The 19,476-nt window shown below is 75.9% G+C and carries 12 protein-coding genes; 2 read left to right on the forward strand and 10 right to left on the reverse strand.

From position 1 onward, the window contains the following. Positions 1 to 25: 25 nt before the first annotated feature. Positions 26 to 634, reverse strand: coding sequence for a PadR family transcriptional regulator (locus OG335_RS15495; protein ID WP_405011694.1), 609 nt, complete (start codon positions 632 to 634; stop codon positions 26 to 28). A 62-nt stretch (positions 635 to 696) separates the two neighbouring features. Here OG335_RS15495 and OG335_RS15500 point away from each other — a divergent pair, with 62 nt between their 5' ends. Then, a complete protein-coding gene (locus OG335_RS15500) occupies positions 697 to 1,668 on the forward strand; it encodes an endonuclease/exonuclease/phosphatase family protein (RefSeq protein ID WP_405011695.1) in 972 nt (323 codons plus the stop codon). On the opposite strand, the gene OG335_RS15505 is transcribed toward OG335_RS15500, so the two are convergent. From OG335_RS15505 to OG335_RS15520, 4 genes are all read right to left on the reverse strand, one after another. Continuing rightward, complete coding sequence (locus OG335_RS15505; RefSeq protein ID WP_405011696.1) at positions 1,658 to 2,863, reverse strand: PP2C family protein-serine/threonine phosphatase; 1,206 nt, start codon at positions 2,861 to 2,863, stop codon at positions 1,658 to 1,660. The two genes, OG335_RS15500 and OG335_RS15505, sit on opposite strands and share 11 nt — an antisense overlap. Before the next feature lie 191 nt (positions 2,864 to 3,054). Beyond that, a complete protein-coding gene (locus OG335_RS15510) occupies positions 3,055 to 6,252 on the reverse strand; it encodes a UvrD-helicase domain-containing protein (RefSeq protein ID WP_405011697.1) in 3,198 nt (1,065 codons plus the stop codon). A 74-nt stretch (positions 6,253 to 6,326) separates the two neighbouring features. After that, the gene (locus OG335_RS15515) at positions 6,327 to 9,605 is read right to left on the reverse strand and encodes an ATP-dependent helicase (protein ID WP_405011698.1); all 3,279 of its coding nucleotides are present in this window, start codon (positions 9,603 to 9,605) and stop codon (positions 6,327 to 6,329) included. A 235-nt stretch (positions 9,606 to 9,840) separates the two neighbouring features. Next, entirely contained in the window at positions 9,841 to 10,203 is a 363-nt protein-coding gene (locus OG335_RS15520; protein ID WP_405011699.1) for an MGMT family protein, read from the reverse strand. A 136-nt stretch (positions 10,204 to 10,339) separates the two neighbouring features. Between OG335_RS15520 and OG335_RS15525 the strand changes: the two genes are divergently transcribed. Then, the gene (locus OG335_RS15525) at positions 10,340 to 13,054 is read left to right on the forward strand and encodes a flippase-like domain-containing protein (protein WP_405011700.1); all 2,715 of its coding nucleotides are present in this window, start codon (positions 10,340 to 10,342) and stop codon (positions 13,052 to 13,054) included. Positions 13,055 to 13,133: 79 nt separating this feature from the next. Here the strand turns inward: OG335_RS15525 and moeZ are convergent, their stop codons facing one another. The 5 genes from moeZ to OG335_RS15550 all read right to left on the reverse strand — a co-directional run bounded on the left by moeZ (position 13,134) and on the right by OG335_RS15550 (position 19,419). Beyond that, the gene (gene moeZ, locus OG335_RS15530) at positions 13,134 to 14,312 is read right to left on the reverse strand and encodes an adenylyltransferase/sulfurtransferase MoeZ (RefSeq protein ID WP_405011701.1); all 1,179 of its coding nucleotides are present in this window, start codon (positions 14,310 to 14,312) and stop codon (positions 13,134 to 13,136) included. 174 nt (positions 14,313 to 14,486) lie between these two features. Beyond that, positions 14,487 to 15,425, reverse strand: a complete 939-nt coding sequence (locus OG335_RS15535) for an NAD-dependent epimerase/dehydratase family protein (RefSeq protein WP_405011702.1) — start codon at positions 15,423 to 15,425, stop codon at positions 14,487 to 14,489. A gap of 73 nt (positions 15,426 to 15,498) precedes the next feature. Beyond that, entirely contained in the window at positions 15,499 to 16,515 is a 1,017-nt protein-coding gene (locus OG335_RS15540; RefSeq protein WP_405011703.1) for a hypothetical protein, read from the reverse strand. Then, a complete protein-coding gene (locus tag OG335_RS15545; protein ID WP_405011704.1) occupies positions 16,515 to 18,158 on the reverse strand; it encodes a DUF3492 domain-containing protein in 1,644 nt (547 codons plus the stop codon). Before OG335_RS15545 ends, OG335_RS15540 begins: the two co-directional genes overlap by 1 nt. A gap of 346 nt (positions 18,159 to 18,504) precedes the next feature. Then, positions 18,505 to 19,419: an alpha/beta fold hydrolase gene (locus tag OG335_RS15550; RefSeq protein ID WP_405011705.1), complete on the reverse strand. Its 915-nt coding sequence runs from the start codon at positions 19,417 to 19,419 to the stop codon at positions 18,505 to 18,507. Between the last annotated feature and the right edge of the window lie 57 nt (positions 19,420 to 19,476).

A 19,476-nucleotide genomic window follows, 5' to 3' on the forward strand; every position in this document is an offset into this window, starting at 1 on the left:
GGTGTCCCCCTGTGAGGTCGGTGGTTCAGGTGCGGGCGCGGCGGCGGGGGCCGGTCTTCGGGGCGGGCGCGGCGGCGGGCCCCGGTTCCGGCGGCGCGGGCCGGGCGGCGTACTGGGCGAGGCGGGTCTCGCAGTGGTCGAGCCAGCGGATCTCGGCCTCGGTCTGGAAGATGAGCTGTTCCAGGACGAGCAGCCAGGCGAGGTCTCCCTGCTGTTCGGGGGAGGCGACGAGGGCCTGGCCCTTGAGCCGGGTGTAGTCCTGGAGGGCCTTCATGCTGTGCCGGCGCTGGCCCTGGACGACGGACTGCACGTCGACGCCGGGCACGGTGACGGCCATGGCGAGCTTGATGGCGAGTTCGTCGCGGGGCGGGTTGGTGCGGGGCACCGGGGTGTCGAACCACTGGCGCAGTTCTGCGCGTCCTGCTTCGGTGACGGCGTAGAAGAGGTGGCCCTCGCCGTCCTCGCCGGCGGGCTGGACGAGGCCGTCGCGCTCCAGCCGCCCGAGGGTGGTGTAGACCTGGCCGACGTTCAGCGGCCAGGTGGCACCGGTCCTGGCCTCGAACTCGGTGCGCAGCTGGTACCCGTAGCGGGGGCCCTGGTCGAGGAGGGCGAGAAGACCGTGACGGATCGACATACCGAGTATGTATACCCGGTATGCCACAGTGTCTCAAGTTCCGGAACGGGTACGGTCGGGTCGTGAGCCAGCTGCGCATCGCCACCTTCAACCTGCTGCACGGGCAGCCGCTCGCGGACGACGGCGGGCCGCTGCCCTACCCCGACGACCCCGGCGCGCCGCTCGCCGACGCGGTCGCCGCGCTCGACGCGGACGTCCTCGCGATCCAGGAGGTCGACCGCCACCAGCAGCGCTCCGGCCTCGTCGACCAGGCGGCCGTCGCCGCGAAGGCCATGGGGGCCTCCGACTGGCGGTTCGCCGCCGCGCTGCACGGCACGCCCGCCCCCGTCGCGGGGTGGCTGCCCGACCCGTCCGTCCGCGGCCTGCGGGTGTACGGGCCCGACGAGGTCGGGACCGCCGCCGGCCTGCCCGCGTACGGCACCGCGTTGCTGACCCGGCTGCCGGTGCAGCACTGGCGGGCCCGCCGGTTCGCGCCGGCGCCGTTCGGGCTGCCGCTGCGGGTGGCCGGGCGGCGCGGCCTGACCCCCGTGCCGGACGAGCCGCGGGCGGCCGTGGCCGCCGTCCTGGTGGGCGCCGGAGGGCCGTTCACCGTGGTCGCCACGCACCTGTCGTTCGTGCCCGGCTGGAACGTCGCCCAGCTCGCCGCCGTCCGCCGCTGGATCGCCGACCTGCCGCGGCCGCACCTGGTGCTCGGCGACTTCAACCTCATCGGCGCGGTGCCCCGCACGGTGCTCGGCGGCGCCACCGCCCTCGACCGCACCACCTCGCGGGAGCGGCTGCGCGCCGCACGGGCCGCCCGCCGCGACCGCCGCGCCCAGCCCGGGCCGTACCGCCGCCGCACCCGCGGGCACCGGCCCCGGCTGCACGGCTGGTACGACCTGGCCAGCACCCCCACCTACCCGTCGCACCGGCCCGCGGTGCAGTTCGACCACGTGCTCGCGGCGGGCGTGCCGAGGTCGGCGGTCGGCACCGCCGAGGCTCCCCGCACCGGCGTCTCGGACCACCGGCCGCTGGTGGTCGAGGTCAGTCTCTGACCGGCGGGGCGCCCTTCGCGAGGATCGGCCGGCCGCCCTGCACGGGCAGGTGCGGGCCGGCGGGCTCGTACTGCAGGAGCAGCATCGCCGCGTCGTCGCCGAGCTTGTGCCCGACGTGCCGCACGACGTCCTGGTGCAGGCGGTTCAGCACCTCGACCGGGCCGCCCTCCGCGCAGTGCGGCAGCCGGTCGACCAGCGGGTAGAAGACCCCGGCGCCGTCGCGGGCCTCGATCACGCCGTCGGTGTAGAGCAGCACCCGGTCGCCGGGGCTGAGCGGCAGCCGCTGCACGGGCGGGCAGACGTCCGCCGGGTCGAGCACGCCCAGCGGCGGCACGGGCTCGGACGGCTCCAGCAGCCGCACCGGCTCGCCGGCCCGCAGCAGGACGGGCGCCGGGTGCCCGCAGTTGACGATCTCGGCGGTGCCGTCCGAGCGCAGCCCGATCAGCACGAGGGTGACGAACTCCTCCTCGATGCCCGGGTGGTCGTTCTCGTGCAGCGCCCGGTCGAGGCTGACGGCCAGCCAGCCGGCGACCCGGTCGAGGGCGGCCTCCTGGTGCGCGGCCTCCCGGAAGGCCCCCAGCACCGCGGCGGCCGTCTCCACGGCGGCCAGGCCCTTGCCGCGGACGTCGCCGACCACCGCGCGCACCCCGTGCCGGGTGTTGACCACCTCGTACAGGTCGCCGCCGATCGAGACGTGCGCGTGCGCGGCCGCGTAGTGCACCGCCGCGCGGACGCTGCCCACCCGCTCCGGCACGGGCCGCAGCAGCACCCGGCGGGCGATCTCGGCCACCAGCTGGGCCTCGGCCAGCGCCCGCTCCTGGCGCAGCCGCAGCGTGGTGGAGACCCAGCCGATGCCGGCGACCAGCGCGATCGCGAAGACGGTGGCGCTGTGCACCGACTCGCCGAGCACCTCGTTGTAGCCGGCCATCAGGAACGCCGCGATCTCGGTCAGCACGCCGATGAGGAGCGGGTACCAGGTGCGCCGGCTGACCACCGCGGCCAGTGCCGGCACCGAGGTGAGGGCCGGTTCGACGGTGACCTCGGTGTTGCTGAAGAAGTCCAGGGAGAGCACCAGGGCCATGCCGATGAACGGCAGCGCCAGTGCGGTTCTCGGCCAGGTGCCCGTCACCCGGCCCGGGACGGCTCCCGGGGTCTGCCCCGCGAGCCGGTCTCTGATCCATCCGGTCGCGCTCAACGTCGGTCTCTCCAGCAGAGGGTGGCCGGTGTCAGGGGACACCTGCGGTGATGACGGAAAGTCAGGGGCTGCTGCCCCTGCGGGCGGCCGGAGCGCCGGTGTGACCGGTTACCGACCCCACAATAGGCGCGAAAAGTGCACGATGCACAGGTTTCGCGCGCTCCCGTGACGGCTTGGATGCTCTGAGTGACTCATTCTTCACTATTCCCGATCAGGAGCCTGGTCAACTCTTTTCGGTCGGGAAGTCCTGACGGTCTGTCCACCCGTCCGCTGCGCACGTACAGGAACGCCGCACTGACCTGCTCCGGCTCCACGCCCGTCCGCTCGGCCCAGGCCAGGCGGTAGACCGCGAGCTGCAGCGGGTCCGCGGTCTCCTCGCGGTGGGTCTTCCAGTCGACCACCTCGTACCGCCACGGATGCCGTGACCCTGCGCCACCGTCACGCTCCCGGTAGACCGCGTCGATCCGGCCGCGCACCACGCGCCCCGCCAGCAGCAGCTGGAACGGCGCCTCGACCCGGTACGGCGTCCGCCCGGCGTACGGGCTGCGCAGGAACGCCTCCTTGAGCTGCTCCAGGTCGCGCTCGTCCTCGATGCCGTCGTCGTCCGCGCCGGGCAGCGCGTCCGGCTCGACGAGCACCAGCTCCTCCACCGCGAACCGCGACTCCACCCAGCTGTGGAAACGCGTGCCGCGGCGGGCCGCCGGCTGCGGCGGGCGCGGCATCGGGCGGGCCAGGTCGCGGGCGAAGCCGTCCGGGTCGGCGGCCAGCCGGAGCAACTGCGACGCGGAGAGCGACGACGGCAGCGGCACCTCGCGCACCGAACGCCGGGAACGCTCCAACTCCCCTGTCAGTGCGTCGAGATCACGGTCCCAGGAGGCGATCAGCCGGGTGTCCTCGGGAGTCGTCCGCTCCGGCTCCGCGGCCGGGGTGCCGGCGAGCCGGCCGAGGACGACCTCCGCGACCCGGCGGCGGGCGAGCTGCGCGGCGGTGTCCAGCGGCAGCGGCCAGGGGGTGTCGACCGTCCGGGTCAGGGCCGGGTTCTCCGCGTCCGGCAGCGGCTCCTCGGCCCACGCCTCGACCTCGCCGTTGCCGGGCTGCTCGCAGTGCGCCCGCAGGTCCAGCAGGAAGCCGGACGGCCCGCGGCGGCGCTTCTGGCTCGGCCCCCACCAGTGCCCGGAGGCCAGCAGCAGCTCGCGGGGGCGGGTGAAGGCGACGTAGCCGAGCCGGAGCTCCTCGACCTGGGAGTGCGCGGCCATCTCCTTCTTGAACAGCCCCATGCCCTTGGCCGTCCACGGCGGGTCGACGGGCAGCGTGTCGGCGTCGCCGCGCAGCGCGTGCGGCAGCACCCGGCGGGTGCTCGTCCAGCGCTCCCGGCCCTGGCTGCTCGGGAAGGCCCCCTTGACCAGGCCGGGCACCGCGACGACGTCCCACTCCAGGCCCTTGGACTTGTGCGCGGTGAGCACCTTCACGGTGTCCTCGCCGCCCGGGAGGCTGCTGTCGAGACCCCGCTCGTACTCCTGCGCCGCCCGCAGGAACGCCAGGAACGCGGCGAGGCCCGGATCGCCGTCCAGGTCGGCGAACCCGGCCGCGATGTCCAGGAAGCCGTGCAGCGTCTCCCGGCGCCGGGCGGCCAGCGCCGTCGGCGACGCCGACAGCTCCACCTCCAGGCCGGTGACCCCCAGCACCCGGTGCAGGACGTCCATCAGCGGTTCGGCCAGCGCCCGGCGCAGCTCGCGGACCTCCCGGGCCAGCCGGGCGAACCGCACCCGGGCCTCCGGCGAGAACGCCAGCTCGTCGGGCTGCCCGGCCTCCAGGAAGGTCTCCAGCGCGTCGGCGAGCGACACCACCTCCGTCGGGTCGGTGCCGGCCACCGCCGCGGCGAGCACGTCCCCGTGCGCCCGCTCGGTCCGGACGAGGTCGGCGGCCCGGCGGCCGAGCAGGGCGAGGTCGCGCGGGCCGATCCGCCAGCGCGGGCCGATCAGCAGGCGCACCAGCGAGGCGTTGGCGGTCGGGTCCTGCAGCACCTCGCAGACCGCCACCAGGTCGGCCACCTCGGGCAGTTGCAACAGCCCGCCGAGGCCGACCACCTCGACCGGCACCTCCCGGGCGACCAGCGCCGCGTGCACGTCGGGGAAGGCCGCTCCGCCGCGGCACAGCACCGCGATGCGGCCGGGCGCGGTGCCGGTGCGCACCAGGTGGGCGATCCGGTCGGCGAGCCAGCCGATCTCCTCGTCGTGGGTCGGCAGCAGGGCGCAGCGTACGAAGCCGTCCGGCTCGGCGCCGGGCGCGGGGCGCAGGGCCTCGACGCCCTCGTGCATGGCGCGCAGCGGCGCGGCGAGGCCGTTGGCGAAGGCCAGCAGGCGGCCGCCGCTGCGGCGGTTCTCGCTGAGCGCGAACCGGGCGGCGGGGGTGCCGTCCTGCCGCGGGAAGTGGACGGGGAAGTCGTCGAGGTTGGCGACGGAGGCGCCGCGCCAGCCGTAGATCGCCTGGCAGGGGTCGCCGACGGCGGTCACCGGGTGGCCGGTGCCGCCGCCGAAGAGCCCGGCCAGCATGAGGCGCTGGGCGACGGAGGTGTCCTGGTACTCGTCGAGCAGCACGACCCGGTACTGCTCGCGCAGCAGCGCCCCGACCTCGGGGCGTTCCTGCGCGAGCCGGGCGGAGGCCGCTATCTGGTCGCCGAAGTCCATGAGGTCGCCGGCCTGCTTGCGGCGCCGGTAGTCCTCGACGAGGCGCAGGAGCTCCTGGCGGGCGCGGGCGGTGCCCGGCACGGCCCGCAGGTCGTCGTTGGTGAGTTTCACCCCGGCGAGGGCGTCGAGGAGGCCGGTGTCCCAGGCCCGCAGGCGCTCGGGGTCGACGAGGTGCTCGGCGAGTTCGGAGTCGAGGGAGATGAGGTCGGCGACGAGGGTGGAGAAGGTGCCGGTGAGCGCCGGGAAGGGCCCGCGGGCGGCCCGCAGCACCTTGGCGGCGAGCTGGAAGCGGGTGGCGTCGGCGAGCAGCCGGACGTCGGGCTCGATGCCGAGGCGCAGACCGTGCTCCTTGAGGAGGCGGCCGGCGAAGGCGTGGTAGGTCGAGATGTCGGGCTCGCCGAGCGCGTCGGCGTCGTCCGGGTCGGCGACGCCCGCCCGCAGCAGGGCGGAGCGCACCCGCTCCGCGAGCTCGCCGGCCGCCTTGTTGGTGAAGGTCAGGCCGAGCACCTGCTCCGGGGCCACGGCGCCCGAGCCGACCAGCCAGACCACCCGGGCGGCCATCACGGTCGTCTTGCCGGAACCGGCGCCGGCGACGATCACGGCGGGCTCCAGCGGGGCGCCGATCGCCTGCATCTGCTCGTCGTTGAAGGGGATGCCGAGCAGGTCCCTCAGCCGGGCGGGGTCATCGAGCACAGGACGCACACCCCCACGCTAGCCGCCCGCGCCGACACTCCCGGCACGGAGCGGGCGCCCGCGGGCCCTGTCGCCGGCCGGTCTCAGTCGACGACCTGCCGGCCGTCGCGCTGGGCGGAACAGCTGCTGCGGAACGAGCAGCGCGCGCAGCCGTCGCCCCGGGTCGGCACGAAGCGCTCCGCGAGCACCCGGCCGGCGGCGTCGGCGAGGAGGTTCTCGATCCAGGGTTCGCCGTCGGGCGGCGCCTGCTGCTGGACCTTCGGCGCCTCCTTGTCGGTCTTGCCGGGCTCGCGCAGGTGCACGAGCTCGGCGCCGCCGGAGGCGGTGCCGGCGGCCACGCCCGGCAGGCCGTCGAGGGCGCCGTTGCGGACGGCGAGCTGGTAGACGGCGAGCTGCTTGTGCTCGGGCAGCGACTTCTCGGTGGGGATCTGCTTGCCGGTCTTGAAGTCGACGACGTAGGCGCGGCCGCCCTCGTCCTGCTCGATGCGGTCCATGGAGCCGCGGATCCGCACGGCGACGCCGCCGACGGTGAGGGTCAGGTCGAAGCCGTGCTCGGTGGCGACGGTGGTGCGGCCGCGTTCCAGGACGTGCCAGTGCAGGAAGCGCTCCAGGGCGGACCGCGCCTCCGTCTTCTCCTGCTGCGACTTCCAGGGGGCGTCGAAGGCGAGGGCGTCCCAGACGGTGTCCAGGCGCTCCATGAGCACGGCGAGGTCGGCCGGGCTGCGGCCGGAGCCGACCTCGTCGGCGAGGGCGTGCAGCACGTTGCCGAACCCCTGGGCGGCGGTCGCGGTGCCGGCCGCGCGGACGTCCTTGTCGAGGAACCACTGGAGGGCGCAGCCCTCCAGCTGCTCCAGCCCGCTCCCGGAGAGCCGGACGGGCGTCTCCGGGGACCGCAGCGGGTCGGGGGCCGCGGTCTGGTCGAGCAGGCCCCACCAGCGGTCGGGGTGGGCCGCGGGCACCAGCGGGAAGCCGTCCTCGTCGGCGGCGGAGGCCAGCCGGGCGAGGCGTTCGGCGGCGGCCCGGCGCAGCTCGGGCGTCCGTGCCGGGTCGACGGTCACCGCGCGCAGCTCGGCCACCAGGGCGGCCACCGACAGCGGGCGGCGCGGCCGGTGCGTGATGTCGGCGACCGTGACCTGCGGCACGCGGGAGCGCACCGCGCCGGTGCGGGGGTCGAGCTGCTCGCGGTAGAGCTCGCGCAGGAAGCGCGACGGCTCGTCGCCGTCCTCGGCGGGGGCCTTCACGGCGGTGACGATCAGCCGGTCCTTGGCGCGGGTGGCGGCGGTGTAGAAGAGCCGCCGCTCCTCGCCGAGCAGGGCGGCCGGGGAGAGCGGTTCGGCGAGGCCGTCCCGGCCGATCCGGTCGGCCTCCAGCAGGGAGCCGCGGCGGCGCAGGTCGGGCCAGAGGCCCTCCTGCACTCCGGCGACCACGACGACCCGCCACTCCAGGCCCTTGGAGCGGTGCGCGGTCATCAGCCGGACGGCCTCCGGGCGGACGGCCCGCACGGTGAGCGTGTCGGCGGCGATGTCCTGCGCCTCCAGCTCGGCGAGCAGGTCGGGGGCGCCGCGGTGCCCGGCGACGCGTTCCTCCGCCCGGGCGGCGGTCTCGAAGAGGGCGCACAGCGCGTCGAGGTCGCGGTCGGCGTTGCGGGCGGCGGCGCCGCCGCGCAGGGCGGTGCGTTCCAGGCGTTCGCGCCAGCGGCGGCTGCCGTCCCACAGCGCCCACAGGGCGTCCTCGGCGCTGCCGCCGCCGGCCAGCAGCTCCCGGACCTTGCGCAGCAGGGTTCCGAGGTCGCGGGCGCGGCGGGCGTACGCCGGGTCCATGGCGACGAGCCGCTCGGGCTCGGCGAGGGCCTCGCGGATCAGCTCCTCGGCGGGGCGGACGGCGGCCGGGTCGCCGGCCTCGCGCAGGGCGGCGCGCTCCTCCTCGCGCAGCGCCCGGCCGAGACGGCGCAGGTCGGAGCCGTCGAGGCCGCCGAGCGGGCCGGTGAGCAGGGTGTGGGCGAGTTCGGCGGTGGGCCGGTCGGCGGGCTCGGCGCAGACGCGCAGGGCGAGCAGCAGCGGGGCGACGGCGGGCTCCTCGCGCAGCGGCAGGTCGTCGCCGTCGATCTCCAGCGGCACGCCGGCCGCGGCGAGGGCGCGCCGCACCCCGGGGATGGAGCGGGCGCCGGCGCGGACGAGCACGGCCATCTCGCCCCACGGCACGCCGTCCTCCAGGTGGGCGCGGCGCAGCAGGTCGGCGACGGAGTCGAGCTCGGTGCCGGGTGTCGGGTAGGTGTACACCTCGACGGCGCCGCCCTCGCGGGAGGGCAGCAGGGCGCGGTGCTGGGCGAGCTTGTCGGCGGGCAGCCGGCCCATCGGCATGCGGCGGGCGAGTTCGCGGGTGGCGGCGAGGAGTACGGCGCCGGAGCGGCGGGAGACCCGCAGCACCTTCACCTCGGCGGGGCCGCCGTCGGCGCGGCGGAAGGTGTCGGGGAAGTCGAGGATGCCGTTGATGTCGGCACCGCGGAACGCGTAGATCGACTGGTCCGGGTCGCCGACGGCGACGAGGTCGCGTCCGCCGCCGGCCAGCCGGCGCAGCAGCCGCACCTGGGAGGGGTCGGTGTCCTGGTACTCGTCCACGAAGACGACGTCGTACCGCTGCGCGAGGTGCTCCGCGGCCTCGGGGCGTTCGGCGAGCAGCACGGCGCGGTGCACGAGCTCGGCGTAGTCGAGGACGCCGCGCAGGTCGAGCACGTCGAGGTAGTCGGCGAGGAAGTGCGCGGCGGCGGCCCAGTCGGGGCGCTGCACGCCCTCGGCGAAGCGGGCCAGCTCGGCCTCGCCGAGGCCCAGCTCGCGGCTGCGGGCGAGCACCGCGCGGACCTCGTCGGCGAAGCCGCGGGTGGTGAGGCAGGCCCGCAGGTCGAGCGGCCAGGAGATCCGTCCGGTGCCGAGCCGGGCGTCCTCGGCGCCGCCGGCGAGCAGCTCGCGCACCATGACGTCCTGTTCGGGGCCGGAGAGCAGGCGCAGCGGTTCGGCGGCGGCCTCCGGCTCCTGCTGGTCGCGGAGCAGCGCGTAGCAGAAGGAGTGGAAGGTGGTGGCCTGCGGGGCCGCGCCGGTGGCGCCGATCCGGGCGGTCATCCTGTCCCGGAGCTCCATCGCGGCCTTGCGGCTGAAGGTGAGGACGAGGATCCGCTCCGGGTCGGTGCCGCGCTCGATGCGCCGGGCGACCGCCTCGACGAGGGTGGTGGTCTTGCCGGTGCCGGGTCCGGCCAGCACCAGGAGCGGCCCGCCGGCATGCTCGGCGACCGCCTGCTGGAAGTCGTCCAGGACGGGCGGGGCGGGCTGTGCGAGCGGGCTGCGTACCAGGCGGAATGGGGAGGTCACTGCGGTCCAGGCGGTCGTGCGGCGGTTCGTGCGACGCGTCGGGCGTCTCGGGCGGGCGTGCCGGTCGGCGTCGGCCGGTGGCGCGCGGGCTGCGGTGCCTTCCGTCGCCCCGGGGGCGGGGGTGTCCGCACCGAGCCTACGATCCTGCACCGTCAGACCGTCCCGCGCACCCCTTTCGGGGGATCGGCGGGGGTGACGTCCGCCTCCCCCGCCTCCCCGCCGTCCCGTGCGCCCGTCACGCCCCGGCCGACGCCCCGGCCTGGCCGCCGTCCCAGCGGGCCGCCCGCAGGTCGACCCGCGGTTCGCCGCCGACCGTGCGCAGCGGCGTGCCCTCGGCGCGGTACTCCGGCAGCGCCCGGTGCTCGTGCCCGGGCAGCGGGCGGCCGTCCGCCCGGATGACCCGCCACCAGGGCACGCCGCCGCCGTAGAGTGCCATGACCCGGCCCACCTGGCGGGGGCCGCCCTGGCCGAGGTACTCGGCGACGTCGCCGTACGTCATGACGCGTCCCGGGGGGATGCGCTCCGTGAGATCGAGCACGGCCTCCGCGAAGGGCGGCGGTGCGCCCTCCGCCCCGGGATCGTCGGTCTGCTGTGGCATTTCTCCCCATCCGGTCGATTCCTGGGGCCCGTGCGGGCGATCCGCCGCGCCCGATCAGGCCCCTGTCCCGCACGAGACGCCGGGGCATGGCAGCATCTTCGGGGCAAGTGCGTGGGTGATACGAGGACAAGACCAGATGACCGGGACGGCAGACGTGAACGTGGACAAGGGCTCGGACGAGTCCGCCACCGACCGGTCTGCGGGCCCCGCCCCCGAACCGCCGACAGTCTCGCCGCCGCGGCAGCCCGCGGGCAAGGACGACCGCGCGGCGGACGCGCACGGTCCGGAGGCCCCCGGGCCCGACGGTCCCCCCGGGGACGGGCAGGAGGACGACGGACACGTGGCGGACGTGGCCGCGGCGGCCGACGAGCCGACCGGCGAGTTCGTGGCGGTGGACGAGCCGCTGCTCGCCGCCCGCGCCCACCGCCCCACCGACCTGCTGCGCTTCCTCGCCGGCGTGCTCGGCATCATCGCGGTCTTCGTGCTCGCGCAGGTCGCCGTCTCGACGACGACCGGCATCGAGACGGACATCTCCTCGAACGCCGACAAGGTGCCGAGCGTGCTCAGCACCATCGCGGCGCTGGTCTCCAGCGTCGCCGTGCTGGCGGTGCCGCTGGCCTTCGCGGTGGAGCGGCTGATCAAGCGCGACGGCCTGCGCGTCGCCGACGGCGTGCTCGCCTCGGTGCTGGCGTACGGCGTGTCGCTCGGCATCGACTGGTGGGTGGCCGCCGGGGCGCCCCCCGCGATCCGGGACGCCCTGACGCAGCTGCCGCCGGGCGGGGGCAAGACGCTCACCGACCCGGTGCACGGCTACCTGGCGCCGGTGATCGCCTACATGACGGCGGTCGGCATGTCGAGCCGTCCGCGGTGGCGGGTGGCGCTGTGGGTGGTGGTGGTGCTCAGCGGCGTCACCGAGCTGATCAGCGGGTACACGACGCCGCTGTCGCTGCTGCTCACCGTCCTGATCGGCTGGTCGGTGGCGTACGGCACGCTGTACGCGATCGGGTCGCCCAACATCCGGCCGACCGGCCAGCACCTGCTGATCGGCCTGCGCAAGGTCGGCTTCACGCCCTCGGGTGCGCACCGCGCGCCGGACGCGCCCGGGGAGACCCGCCGCTACCTCGTGACGCAGACCGACGGGCCGCTGCTCGACGTGCACGTCATCGACCGGGAGCAGCAGGCGTCCGGCTTCTTCTACCGCGCCTGGCGGCGGATCCGGCTGCGGTCGGTGGCGGTGCGGCGCAGCCCGCAGTCGCTGCGGCAGGCGTTGGAGCAGGAGGCGCTGATCGCGTACGCGGCGGCCGCGTCCGGGGCGCGGGCCCCGCAGCTGGTGGCGACCTCCGAGCTCGGCCCGGACGCCGCGATCCTCGTGTACGAGAACGTCGCCGGGCGCACCCTCGACGAGCTCGCCGACGACGAGATCACCGACCAGGTGATGGGCTCCCTGTGGGACTCCGTGCAGTCCCTGCACGAGCGCCGCATCGCGCACCGCAGGCTGACCGGTGAGTCGCTGCTCGTCGTCGACGAGAAGTCCGGCGCGCTGGTGAACCTCTCCGGCGGCGACATCGCGGCCGGCGACCTGACGCTGCGCATCGACGTCGCCCAGCTGCTCACCACCTTCGCCCTGCGGGTCGGTCCGGCCCGCTCGGTGGCGGTGGCCAACCTGGTGCTCGGCGCGGACCGGGTGGCGGCCTCGCTGCCGCTCCTGCAGCCCGTCGGCATGAGCCGTTCGACCCGGGTCGACCTGCAGCGGATGACCAAGGAGCGCAAGGCCGCGGCCCGGGCGCTCGCGCTGGAGCAGGTCGCCGCGGGCGAGCGCACCCAGCAGCAGGCCGAGGAGGACATCGCGGTCGCCGGCGAGGACCTGCTGAGCCGGATCCGCGGGCAGATCCTGCAGATCGCGCCGGAGGCGCCGCTCGCCCCGGCCCGGCTGGAGCGGCTCAAGCCGAAGACGCTGATCACGGTCATCGCGCTGACCTTCGCCGCGTACCTGGCGCTGACCACCATCAAGCCCGCCCAGCTGAAGCTGTCGCAGATGGACTGGGGCTGGGCGTCCGTCGCGCTGGCGGCGGCCGCGGTCACGTACGGCGCCGCGGCGATGAGCCTCACCGGCTTCGTGCCGGAGCGCCTGCCGTTCCGGCGGACGGTCGCCGCGCAGCTGGCCGGCTCGTTCGTGAAGCTGGTCGCGCCGGCGGCGATCGGCGGCATCGCGCTCAACACCCGCTACCTGCAGAAGGCCGGGATCCGTCCGGGCCAGGCGGTCGCCAGCGTCGGTGCCTCGCAGCTGGCAGGCCTGGCCGGGCACCTGCTGCTGCTGTTCAGTTTCGGCCTGGTCACCGGCAGCCAGACCAACGGCGATCTCGGCGCCTCCCGCGCGGTGATCATCGGCGTGCTGTCGGCGTCGGTGCTGGGCCTGGTGGTCGCCGCGGTGGCGCCGCTGCGGCGGTTCGTGGTCACGCGGGTGCGGTCGCTGTTCTTCGGCGTGGTGCCGCGCATGCTCGACCTCATGCAGACCCCGACGAAGCTCGTCACCGGCTTCGGCGGCATCCTGCTGCTGACGCTGTCGTTCACGGCCTGCCTGTACGCGTCGGTGCGGGCGTTCGGCGGCGAGATGACGTACTCGGCGGTGGCGGTGGTCTTCCTCACCGCCAACGCGGCCGGGTCGGCGATCCCCACGCCGGGCGGCATCGGGCCGGTGGAGATCGCCCTGATCGGTGCGCTGACGGTCGGCAACGTGCCCCCGTCGGCGGCGACCCCGGCGGTCTTCCTGTACCGGCTGCTGACGTTCTGGCTGCCGGTGCTGCCCGGCTGGATCTCGTACAACCTGCTGCAGCGCCGCGGCGCGCTGTAGGGCCCCCGGGCACGCGGAAGGGCCGCCCCGGTGGGGCGGCCCTTCGGCACGATGGTGCGGCTGCGGCTGCGGCTGCGGCCTAGTAGACCGGCTTGTGCGGCTCGATCTGGTTGACCCAGCCGATCACGCCGCCGCCCAGGTGGACGGCGTCGGAGAAGCCGGCCGACTTGAGCACGGCCAGCACCTCGGCCGAGCGGACGCCGGTCTTGCAGTGCAGGACGATCTTCTTGTCCTGCGGCATCTTCTCCAGCGCGTTCCCCATGAGGAACTCGTTCTTGGGGATGAGCGTGGCGCCGGGGATGTTGACGATCTCGTACTCGCCGGGCTCGCGGACGTCGATGAGGAAGATGTCCTCCTCGTCGTCGAGCCACGCCTTGAGCTGCTTCGAGGTGATGGTGGAGCCCGCGGCAGCGGCCTGGGCCTCCTCCGACACGACGCCGCAGAAGGCGTCGTAGTCGATCAGCTCGGTGACGGTGGGGCTGTCGCTGCAGAGCGCGCAGTTCGGGTCCTTGCGGACCTTGACCGAGCGGTACTGCATCTCCAGGGCGTCGTAGATCATCAGGCGGCCGACCAGCGGCTCGCCGACGCCGGCGAGGAGCTTGATGGCCTCGGTGACCTGGATCGAGCCGATCGAGGCGCAGAGCACGCCCAGCACGCCGCCCTCGGCGCAGGAGGGGACCATGCCCGGCGGCGGGGCCTCCGGGTAGAGGCAGCGGTAGCAGGGGCCGTGCTCGGCCCAGAAGACGCTGGCCTGGCCGTCGAACCGGTAGATCGAGCCCCACACGTACGGCTTGCCGAGCAGCACGGCCGCGTCGTTCACCAGGTACCGGGTGGCGAAGTTGTCGGTGCCGTCCACGATCAGGTCGTAGCCGGCGAAGATCTCCATGACGTTGGAGTTGTCGAGGCGGTCCTCGTGGAGGATCACGTCGACGTAGGGGTTGATCTCCTTGACCGAGTCGCGCGCCGACTCCGCCTTCGAACGGCCGATGTCCGACTGGCCGTGGATGATCTGCCGCTGCAGGTTCGACTCGTCGACCGTGTCGAACTCCACGATGCCGAGCGTGCCCACGCCGGCCGCGGCCAGGTACATGAGGGCGGGCGAGCCGAGGCCGCCCGCGCCGACGCACAGCACCTTCGCGTTCTTCAGCCGCTTCTGCCCGTCCATGCCCACGTCGGGGATGATCAGGTGGCGGGAGTACCGGCGGACCTCGTCGACGGTGAGCTCGGCGGCCGGCTCGACCAGGGGTGGCAGCGACACGGGGACTCCGATGGTCGTCAGTTCGGTAGGTCTTTGCTACGCCAACAGTGTCACGTGCCGTTGTTATTCCGAGACGTCGGGTCCGTCATGTGAGACCGCCCGCCCCGGATGCCGAGACCCGCCCCCGGCGGGGTGAACGGCGCTGGTCAGCGCCGTCCGCTCCGACCTGCGCGGTCACACCCGGCAGGCCGTCTCCAGCCACACGTCGCCCAGCGACTCCTCCAACGGCACCTGCGTCCGCCAGCCGAGACGGTCGCGCGCGGTACGGACGTCGGCCTGCCGCCACGGCACGGGCTCCGGCAGCAGCCGGGGCTCCACCGGGCGGTGGTACTCGCCCGCCTGGCCCGGCACGAGCACCGGACGGCCGTCCTCCGCCACGATCCCCTCGAACCCCGAGGCCCGGACGAGCAGATGGGCCGCGTCCCGGGCCCGCACCGCGTGCCCGCTGCCGATGTTGATCACGCCGGTGGCGGCCGACACCGCCGCCGACTGGACCGCCCGGGCGACGTCCCGGACGTCGACGAAATCCCGGTATCCGGACAGGTCGGGCATCCGCACCTGCAGCTCGTCCTGCTCCAGCGCCCGCCGCAGGCCGTCGGCGAGCCGGCCGAAGAGCGAGGCCGACGGCGCGCCGGGCCCCACCACGTCGAACACCCGCAGCACCGCCGCGTCCAGCCCGGAGGCCAGCACCAGCTCCGTGCCGGCGAGCTTCGACACCCCGTACGGGCCGACCGGCCGCGGCTCGGTGCTCTCCGCGATCGGCGCACCGGGCTGCATCGGCCCGTACTCGGCGGCCGAGCCGACGTGCACGAGCCGGGCCGGCTCCCGGCTGCGCCGGATCGCCTCGCAGACGGTGGCCACCGCCAGCGTGTTGGAGCGGATCAGCGAACGCGAGCTGCCGTACGTCGCGCCCGCGCAGTTGATCACCACCTGGGGGGCGACCGCGTCCAGGAAGCGGGACAGCGCGCCGGGGCTGCCCGCCGTCAGGTCGAAGCGGATGTCGGCCGAATCCCGGCGGCCGAGCACCGTGACCTGGAGGTCTGACTCGGCGAGCAGGCGGTCGGCGACCCGTCGGCCGATGTAGCCGTCGGCGCCCAGCAGCAGCACCCTCATCGGGGGTGTCCTTCCACGAGGCCCGGCCGGGTGGCGGCCGGGCTGGTTGGCAAGATCGGTGATCGGGACGGCCTCAGCCGGCCGGCCCGCCGGCGGCGGGCGCCGGGTGGTGCGTCCAGGGGCGGCCGAGCAGCGACCGGACGGCCGGCAGCAGCACCGCGACCACCGCCGACGCCACCCCCAGCCGCAGACCGGCCCCGGCCTGCGGCAGCAGCGCCAGCGCCGCGCCCGTGAGAGCCGTCGCACCGGCCGCGACGGCCGCGCGGCCGCAGCGCAGCAGGACGACGGCGAGCAGCAGCAGCACCGCGAGCACGCCCTGCCCGGCCCATCCGGCCGGGCCGGGCAGGCCCTCCGCGCCGAGCGGCAGCAGCGCGCCGGCCAGACCCGCCGCGGCGAACTGGACGGCCGCCGCGAGCGGCAGCAGCGGCCGCATCCGGGCACGGAACTCGTCCGCGGTCTTGGCGGCCGCGAGGTGGCTCCGGCCCGCGGCGCGCAGCCGCCGGGCGGCGAAGTCCGCGGTGCCCGCGCCGAGGGCGAGCACCGCCGCCGACGCCGGGCCGCCCGCCGCCGCACCCGGCACCAGCAGCAGCGCGGCCCCCAGGGCGTAGCCGATCCGGGCCGCCGGTCGCGGGGCCGGGGCGGCGAGGGCGAGCCAGCCGATCGCGACGAGCGCCGCCGCGACGGCAGCGCCGGGGCCGAGCACGCGCAGCAGCCAGGGCACGGTGGCCAGCAGGCCGGCGGCCGGCAGGTGGAGCAGGGCGGTGCCGAGGGCCCGGGCGGCCTGACCCGGCCAGGGCGCGGCGGGCGGCGGAGGGGCGGGCGCGGCGGGGCGGCGCTCCACCCGGGCGTACAGCTCCTCGGCCAGGGCGAAGAGGTCGGCGTGCCGGAAGCGGGCCGCGGCGCGGTCGGTGAGCCCGGCGTCCTCCAGTCCGGCGGCGATCTCCAGCGGGTGCACGGCCTCCTCGCAGAGCCGTCGGTGCTCGGCCATCAGCGCCCGGACGGGGTCGCCGGACGGCGTTCCGGCCGGGGTGTCCGTGCGCGCGGCGGGCGGTGCGTCCGGCGGCGCGGGCGGACCGGCGGGGCGGCTCATCAGAGCGCCTCCGCGAGCACGCCGGGGGCGGACCGGCCGCCGTCCCCGGCCGGGCCCCCGGCAGGTGCGGCCCCGGCAGGGCCGGCCTCGCTGCCGGTGCTGGTGCCGGTGCCGGCTTCCGGGGTCGGCGCGACGGTGACCGGCGCCCCCGCGACCCAGTACTCGGCCGGACGGGCGAAGGGCCGCAGCCGCGCGGCCGCCGCCGGGAAGGCGGGCCAGCGGGAGACCAGCTCCAGGTAGATCTCGCGGAACGCCGCCGTCTCCGGCTCCACCGCGAAGCGCTCCTGGGCGCGGAGCCGGCCCGCGAGGCCGAGTCTGGCCCGCCGCTCGGCGTCCGTGAGCAGGGCGAGGCAGGCCTCGGTCAGCGCCCGGGGGCTGCGCGGCGGGACGAGCAGGCCGGCGGGCCCGACCACCTCCGGGGTGACGCCCACGTCGGTCGCGACGACCGCACGGCCGCTGAGCATGGCGTCGGTGAGCAGCCGGGGGCTGCGCCGGGCGCGGGCGGTGAAGACGACGGCGCTGCCTGCGGCCCAGGCGTCGGCGGTGAGCGGGGGCCGCCCGGCGAAGTCGACCGCCCGGGTGACGCCGAGCTTCTCCGCGACGGTGCGGCAGTGCTGCAGGTAGCCGGGGGCGGCCTCCTCGCCGTACATGCGCAGCCGGGCGGCGGGCAGCTCGGCGCGGACCCGGGCGAAGGCGTGCAGCATGAGTTCGGCGTCGCTGCCGGGCTCCAGGGCGCCGGCCCAGACGAGGGTGGGGTGCTCGGGCTCGGCGCCCGCGGGCTCCCGGGACGCCTCCGGGGTGCCTTCGTGGACGACGCGGATCCGCGCGGGGTCGGCGCCGCAGGCCTCCTGCCAGCGCCGGTCGTAGGCGCTGCCGGGGGTGAGCACCGCGGCCTGCCGGTAGGTCTCCGCGGTGAGCAGCCGGAAGAAGGAGAGGAGCAGGGCCCGGACGGGCCAGCGGTAGGGGGCGGTGCGGTAGCCGCGGTACTGCTCGCGCAGGTGCAGTCCGTGCTCGGTGAGCACGAAGGGCACGCCGTGCAGGTGCTTGGCGACGAGGGCGGGCAGGGCGGCGGGGCCGCCGCCGACGACGTGGCAGAGGTCGGCGCCGCCGAGCCCGTCCGGCCCGGTGCCGTACCAGGGGGCGGAGAGCGGCCGCAGGAGCTGTTCCAGCAGGTCGCCGGCGACGAGGACGTCCTGCAGGAGCGGCTGCCCGGCGGCGGTCTCGGCGCCGGGGGCGCGCCAAATACGCTCCAGGGCCCGGCGGGCCCGTCCGGAGGCGAGGAACGCGGGCAGGGCGCCGTCCTGGCCGGCGAGCTCGGCGAGGCGGTGGAGCGCGGGTCCGAAGAGCTCGCGCTCGGTGGGCCGGACGAGGGCGCGCACGAGGTCCTCGTACGCGGCGGCGCAGGCCCGGCGGCGGTGCACGGCGGGGCGCGGGCCGCCGGGGCGGCGGCCCCATATCGGCAGGCGGTGGACGGCGGTCAGGCCGCGCGGCGGCGGGCCGTCCGGGCCGGGGCCGGTCTCGGCGCCGAGCAGGTACAGCCGGAACTCGTGCTCGGCGAGCGCGCCGGCGAGGCGGCCGCACCAGCCCGTCCCGCCACGGGGTGCGAGCGGGCGGGCACTCTCGGTGAGCAGGGCAATGCGCACGACGACCTCCGGAGCGGTGCGACGGATCGGGATGCGACGACGCGACAGGGAGCCTGATCACCCAGTGACACCAATGCCCGGAAAGCCGGCGGAGCCGCGCGGGCACCGCTCCCGCTCCCCGCGGTCACGGTGTCCGGCTCCACCGGGCGGACGGTCCGGGACCCGTTCGGGTCCGGTGCCGGCCGCCTCTCCCCCACACCTGTTCGGTCTGACAGCTCGAAGGTAGAGCGGAACGCCGACGACTCCTCGTCCGCGTGCGGGCATGCCACCTGAACGAGTGAAAGGCCGTGACCTGAGGCGCCGCGGCGCGTTCACCGTGGCGCGTCGACGCAGGCCGGGCGGCCGCTCAGACCTCGGCGAGCAGCTCCCGGACGGCGCGGGCCACCCGCTCCGGGTGCTCCATCATCGCGACGTGCCCGGAGTCGGGCAGCACCAGCAGCCGGGCGTCGGCGAACGCCGCGCAGGCCCGGCGGGCGGAGCGGTACGAGACCAGCTTGTCCTTCAGGCCGTAGACGAGGAGGACGGGCGCCTTGACCTGGGCGGCCTGCCGCCACAGCGCCTGCTCGCCGCGCTCGGTGTAGGCGGAGACGATGCCGCGGGCCGAGCCGACGGTCGCCTGCAGGGCGTACGGCAGCCCCAGGCGGCGGCGGTACTCGGCGACGGCGCGCTCGCGGCGCTCGGCCGGGATCGTGTCGATGTCGCCGTAGACGAGCCGCAGCAGGTCCTCGGTGGCCTGCTCGGCGGTGCGGCCCGAGCCGGCCGCCCGGCGGCGCAGCAGCGCGGGCACCCCGGGGACGGCGAGCACGGCGGTGGGCCAGGCGCTGGCCTGCGGGGGCATCTCGGGCAGCGCCGGGGAGATGAGGGTCAGACTGCGGACGAGGTCGGGGCGGAGGGCCGCGAGGCGGACGGAGACCGCGCCGCCGAGCGAGTTGCCGAAGAGGTGGACGGGCCCGCGGCCCGACTTCTCCAGGTAGCCGATGACCGCCCGGACGTGGCCGGAGAGCGTCAGGTTGCCGTCCTGCGGCGGCGCCGACCAGCCGAAGCCCGGCAGGTCGACGGCCTCGCCGGAGATCTCGTCCGCGAGTGCGGCCATGAGGTCGGTCCAGTTGTCGGCGGAGCCGCCGAGTCCGTGGACGAAGAGCGCGGGCGGCAGGCCGTCCGCGTCCGCGGGCACCGCGGGCCCGACCGCCAGCACCGCTCCGGGCACCTCCACCGTGCGGTGGGCCGGGGCACCGCTCTGCACCTGCTGATCAGCGCTCATGGAGCACGATCGTAGTGATCCGCGGGGGGTACGCACCGGTACCCGACCCGGTCTCAC

It is taken from the genome of Kitasatospora sp. NBC_01539, from assembly GCF_045040525.1.
GTDB lineage: Bacteria > Actinomycetota > Actinomycetes > Streptomycetales > Streptomycetaceae > Kitasatospora.

Bases quoted from the DNA above. Each gene is read 5' to 3' on its own strand.
- OG335_RS15495 (WP_405011694.1), bottom strand. From the start codon at position 634: ATGTCGATCCGTCACGGTCTTCTCGCCCTCCTCGACCAGGGCCCCCGC.
- OG335_RS15525 (WP_405011700.1), top strand. From the start codon at position 10,340: ATGACCGGGACGGCAGACGTGAACGTGGACAAGGGCTCGGACGAGTCC.
- OG335_RS15535 (WP_405011702.1), bottom strand. From the start codon at position 15,425: ATGAGGGTGCTGCTGCTGGGCGCCGACGGCTACATCGGCCGACGGGTC.
- OG335_RS15540 (WP_405011703.1), bottom strand. From the start codon at position 16,515: ATGAGCCGCCCCGCCGGTCCGCCCGCGCCGCCGGACGCACCGCCCGCC.
- OG335_RS15550 (WP_405011705.1), bottom strand. From the start codon at position 19,419: ATGAGCGCTGATCAGCAGGTGCAGAGCGGTGCCCCGGCCCACCGCACG.
- OG335_RS15520 (WP_405011699.1), bottom strand. From the start codon at position 10,203: ATGCCACAGCAGACCGACGATCCCGGGGCGGAGGGCGCACCGCCGCCC.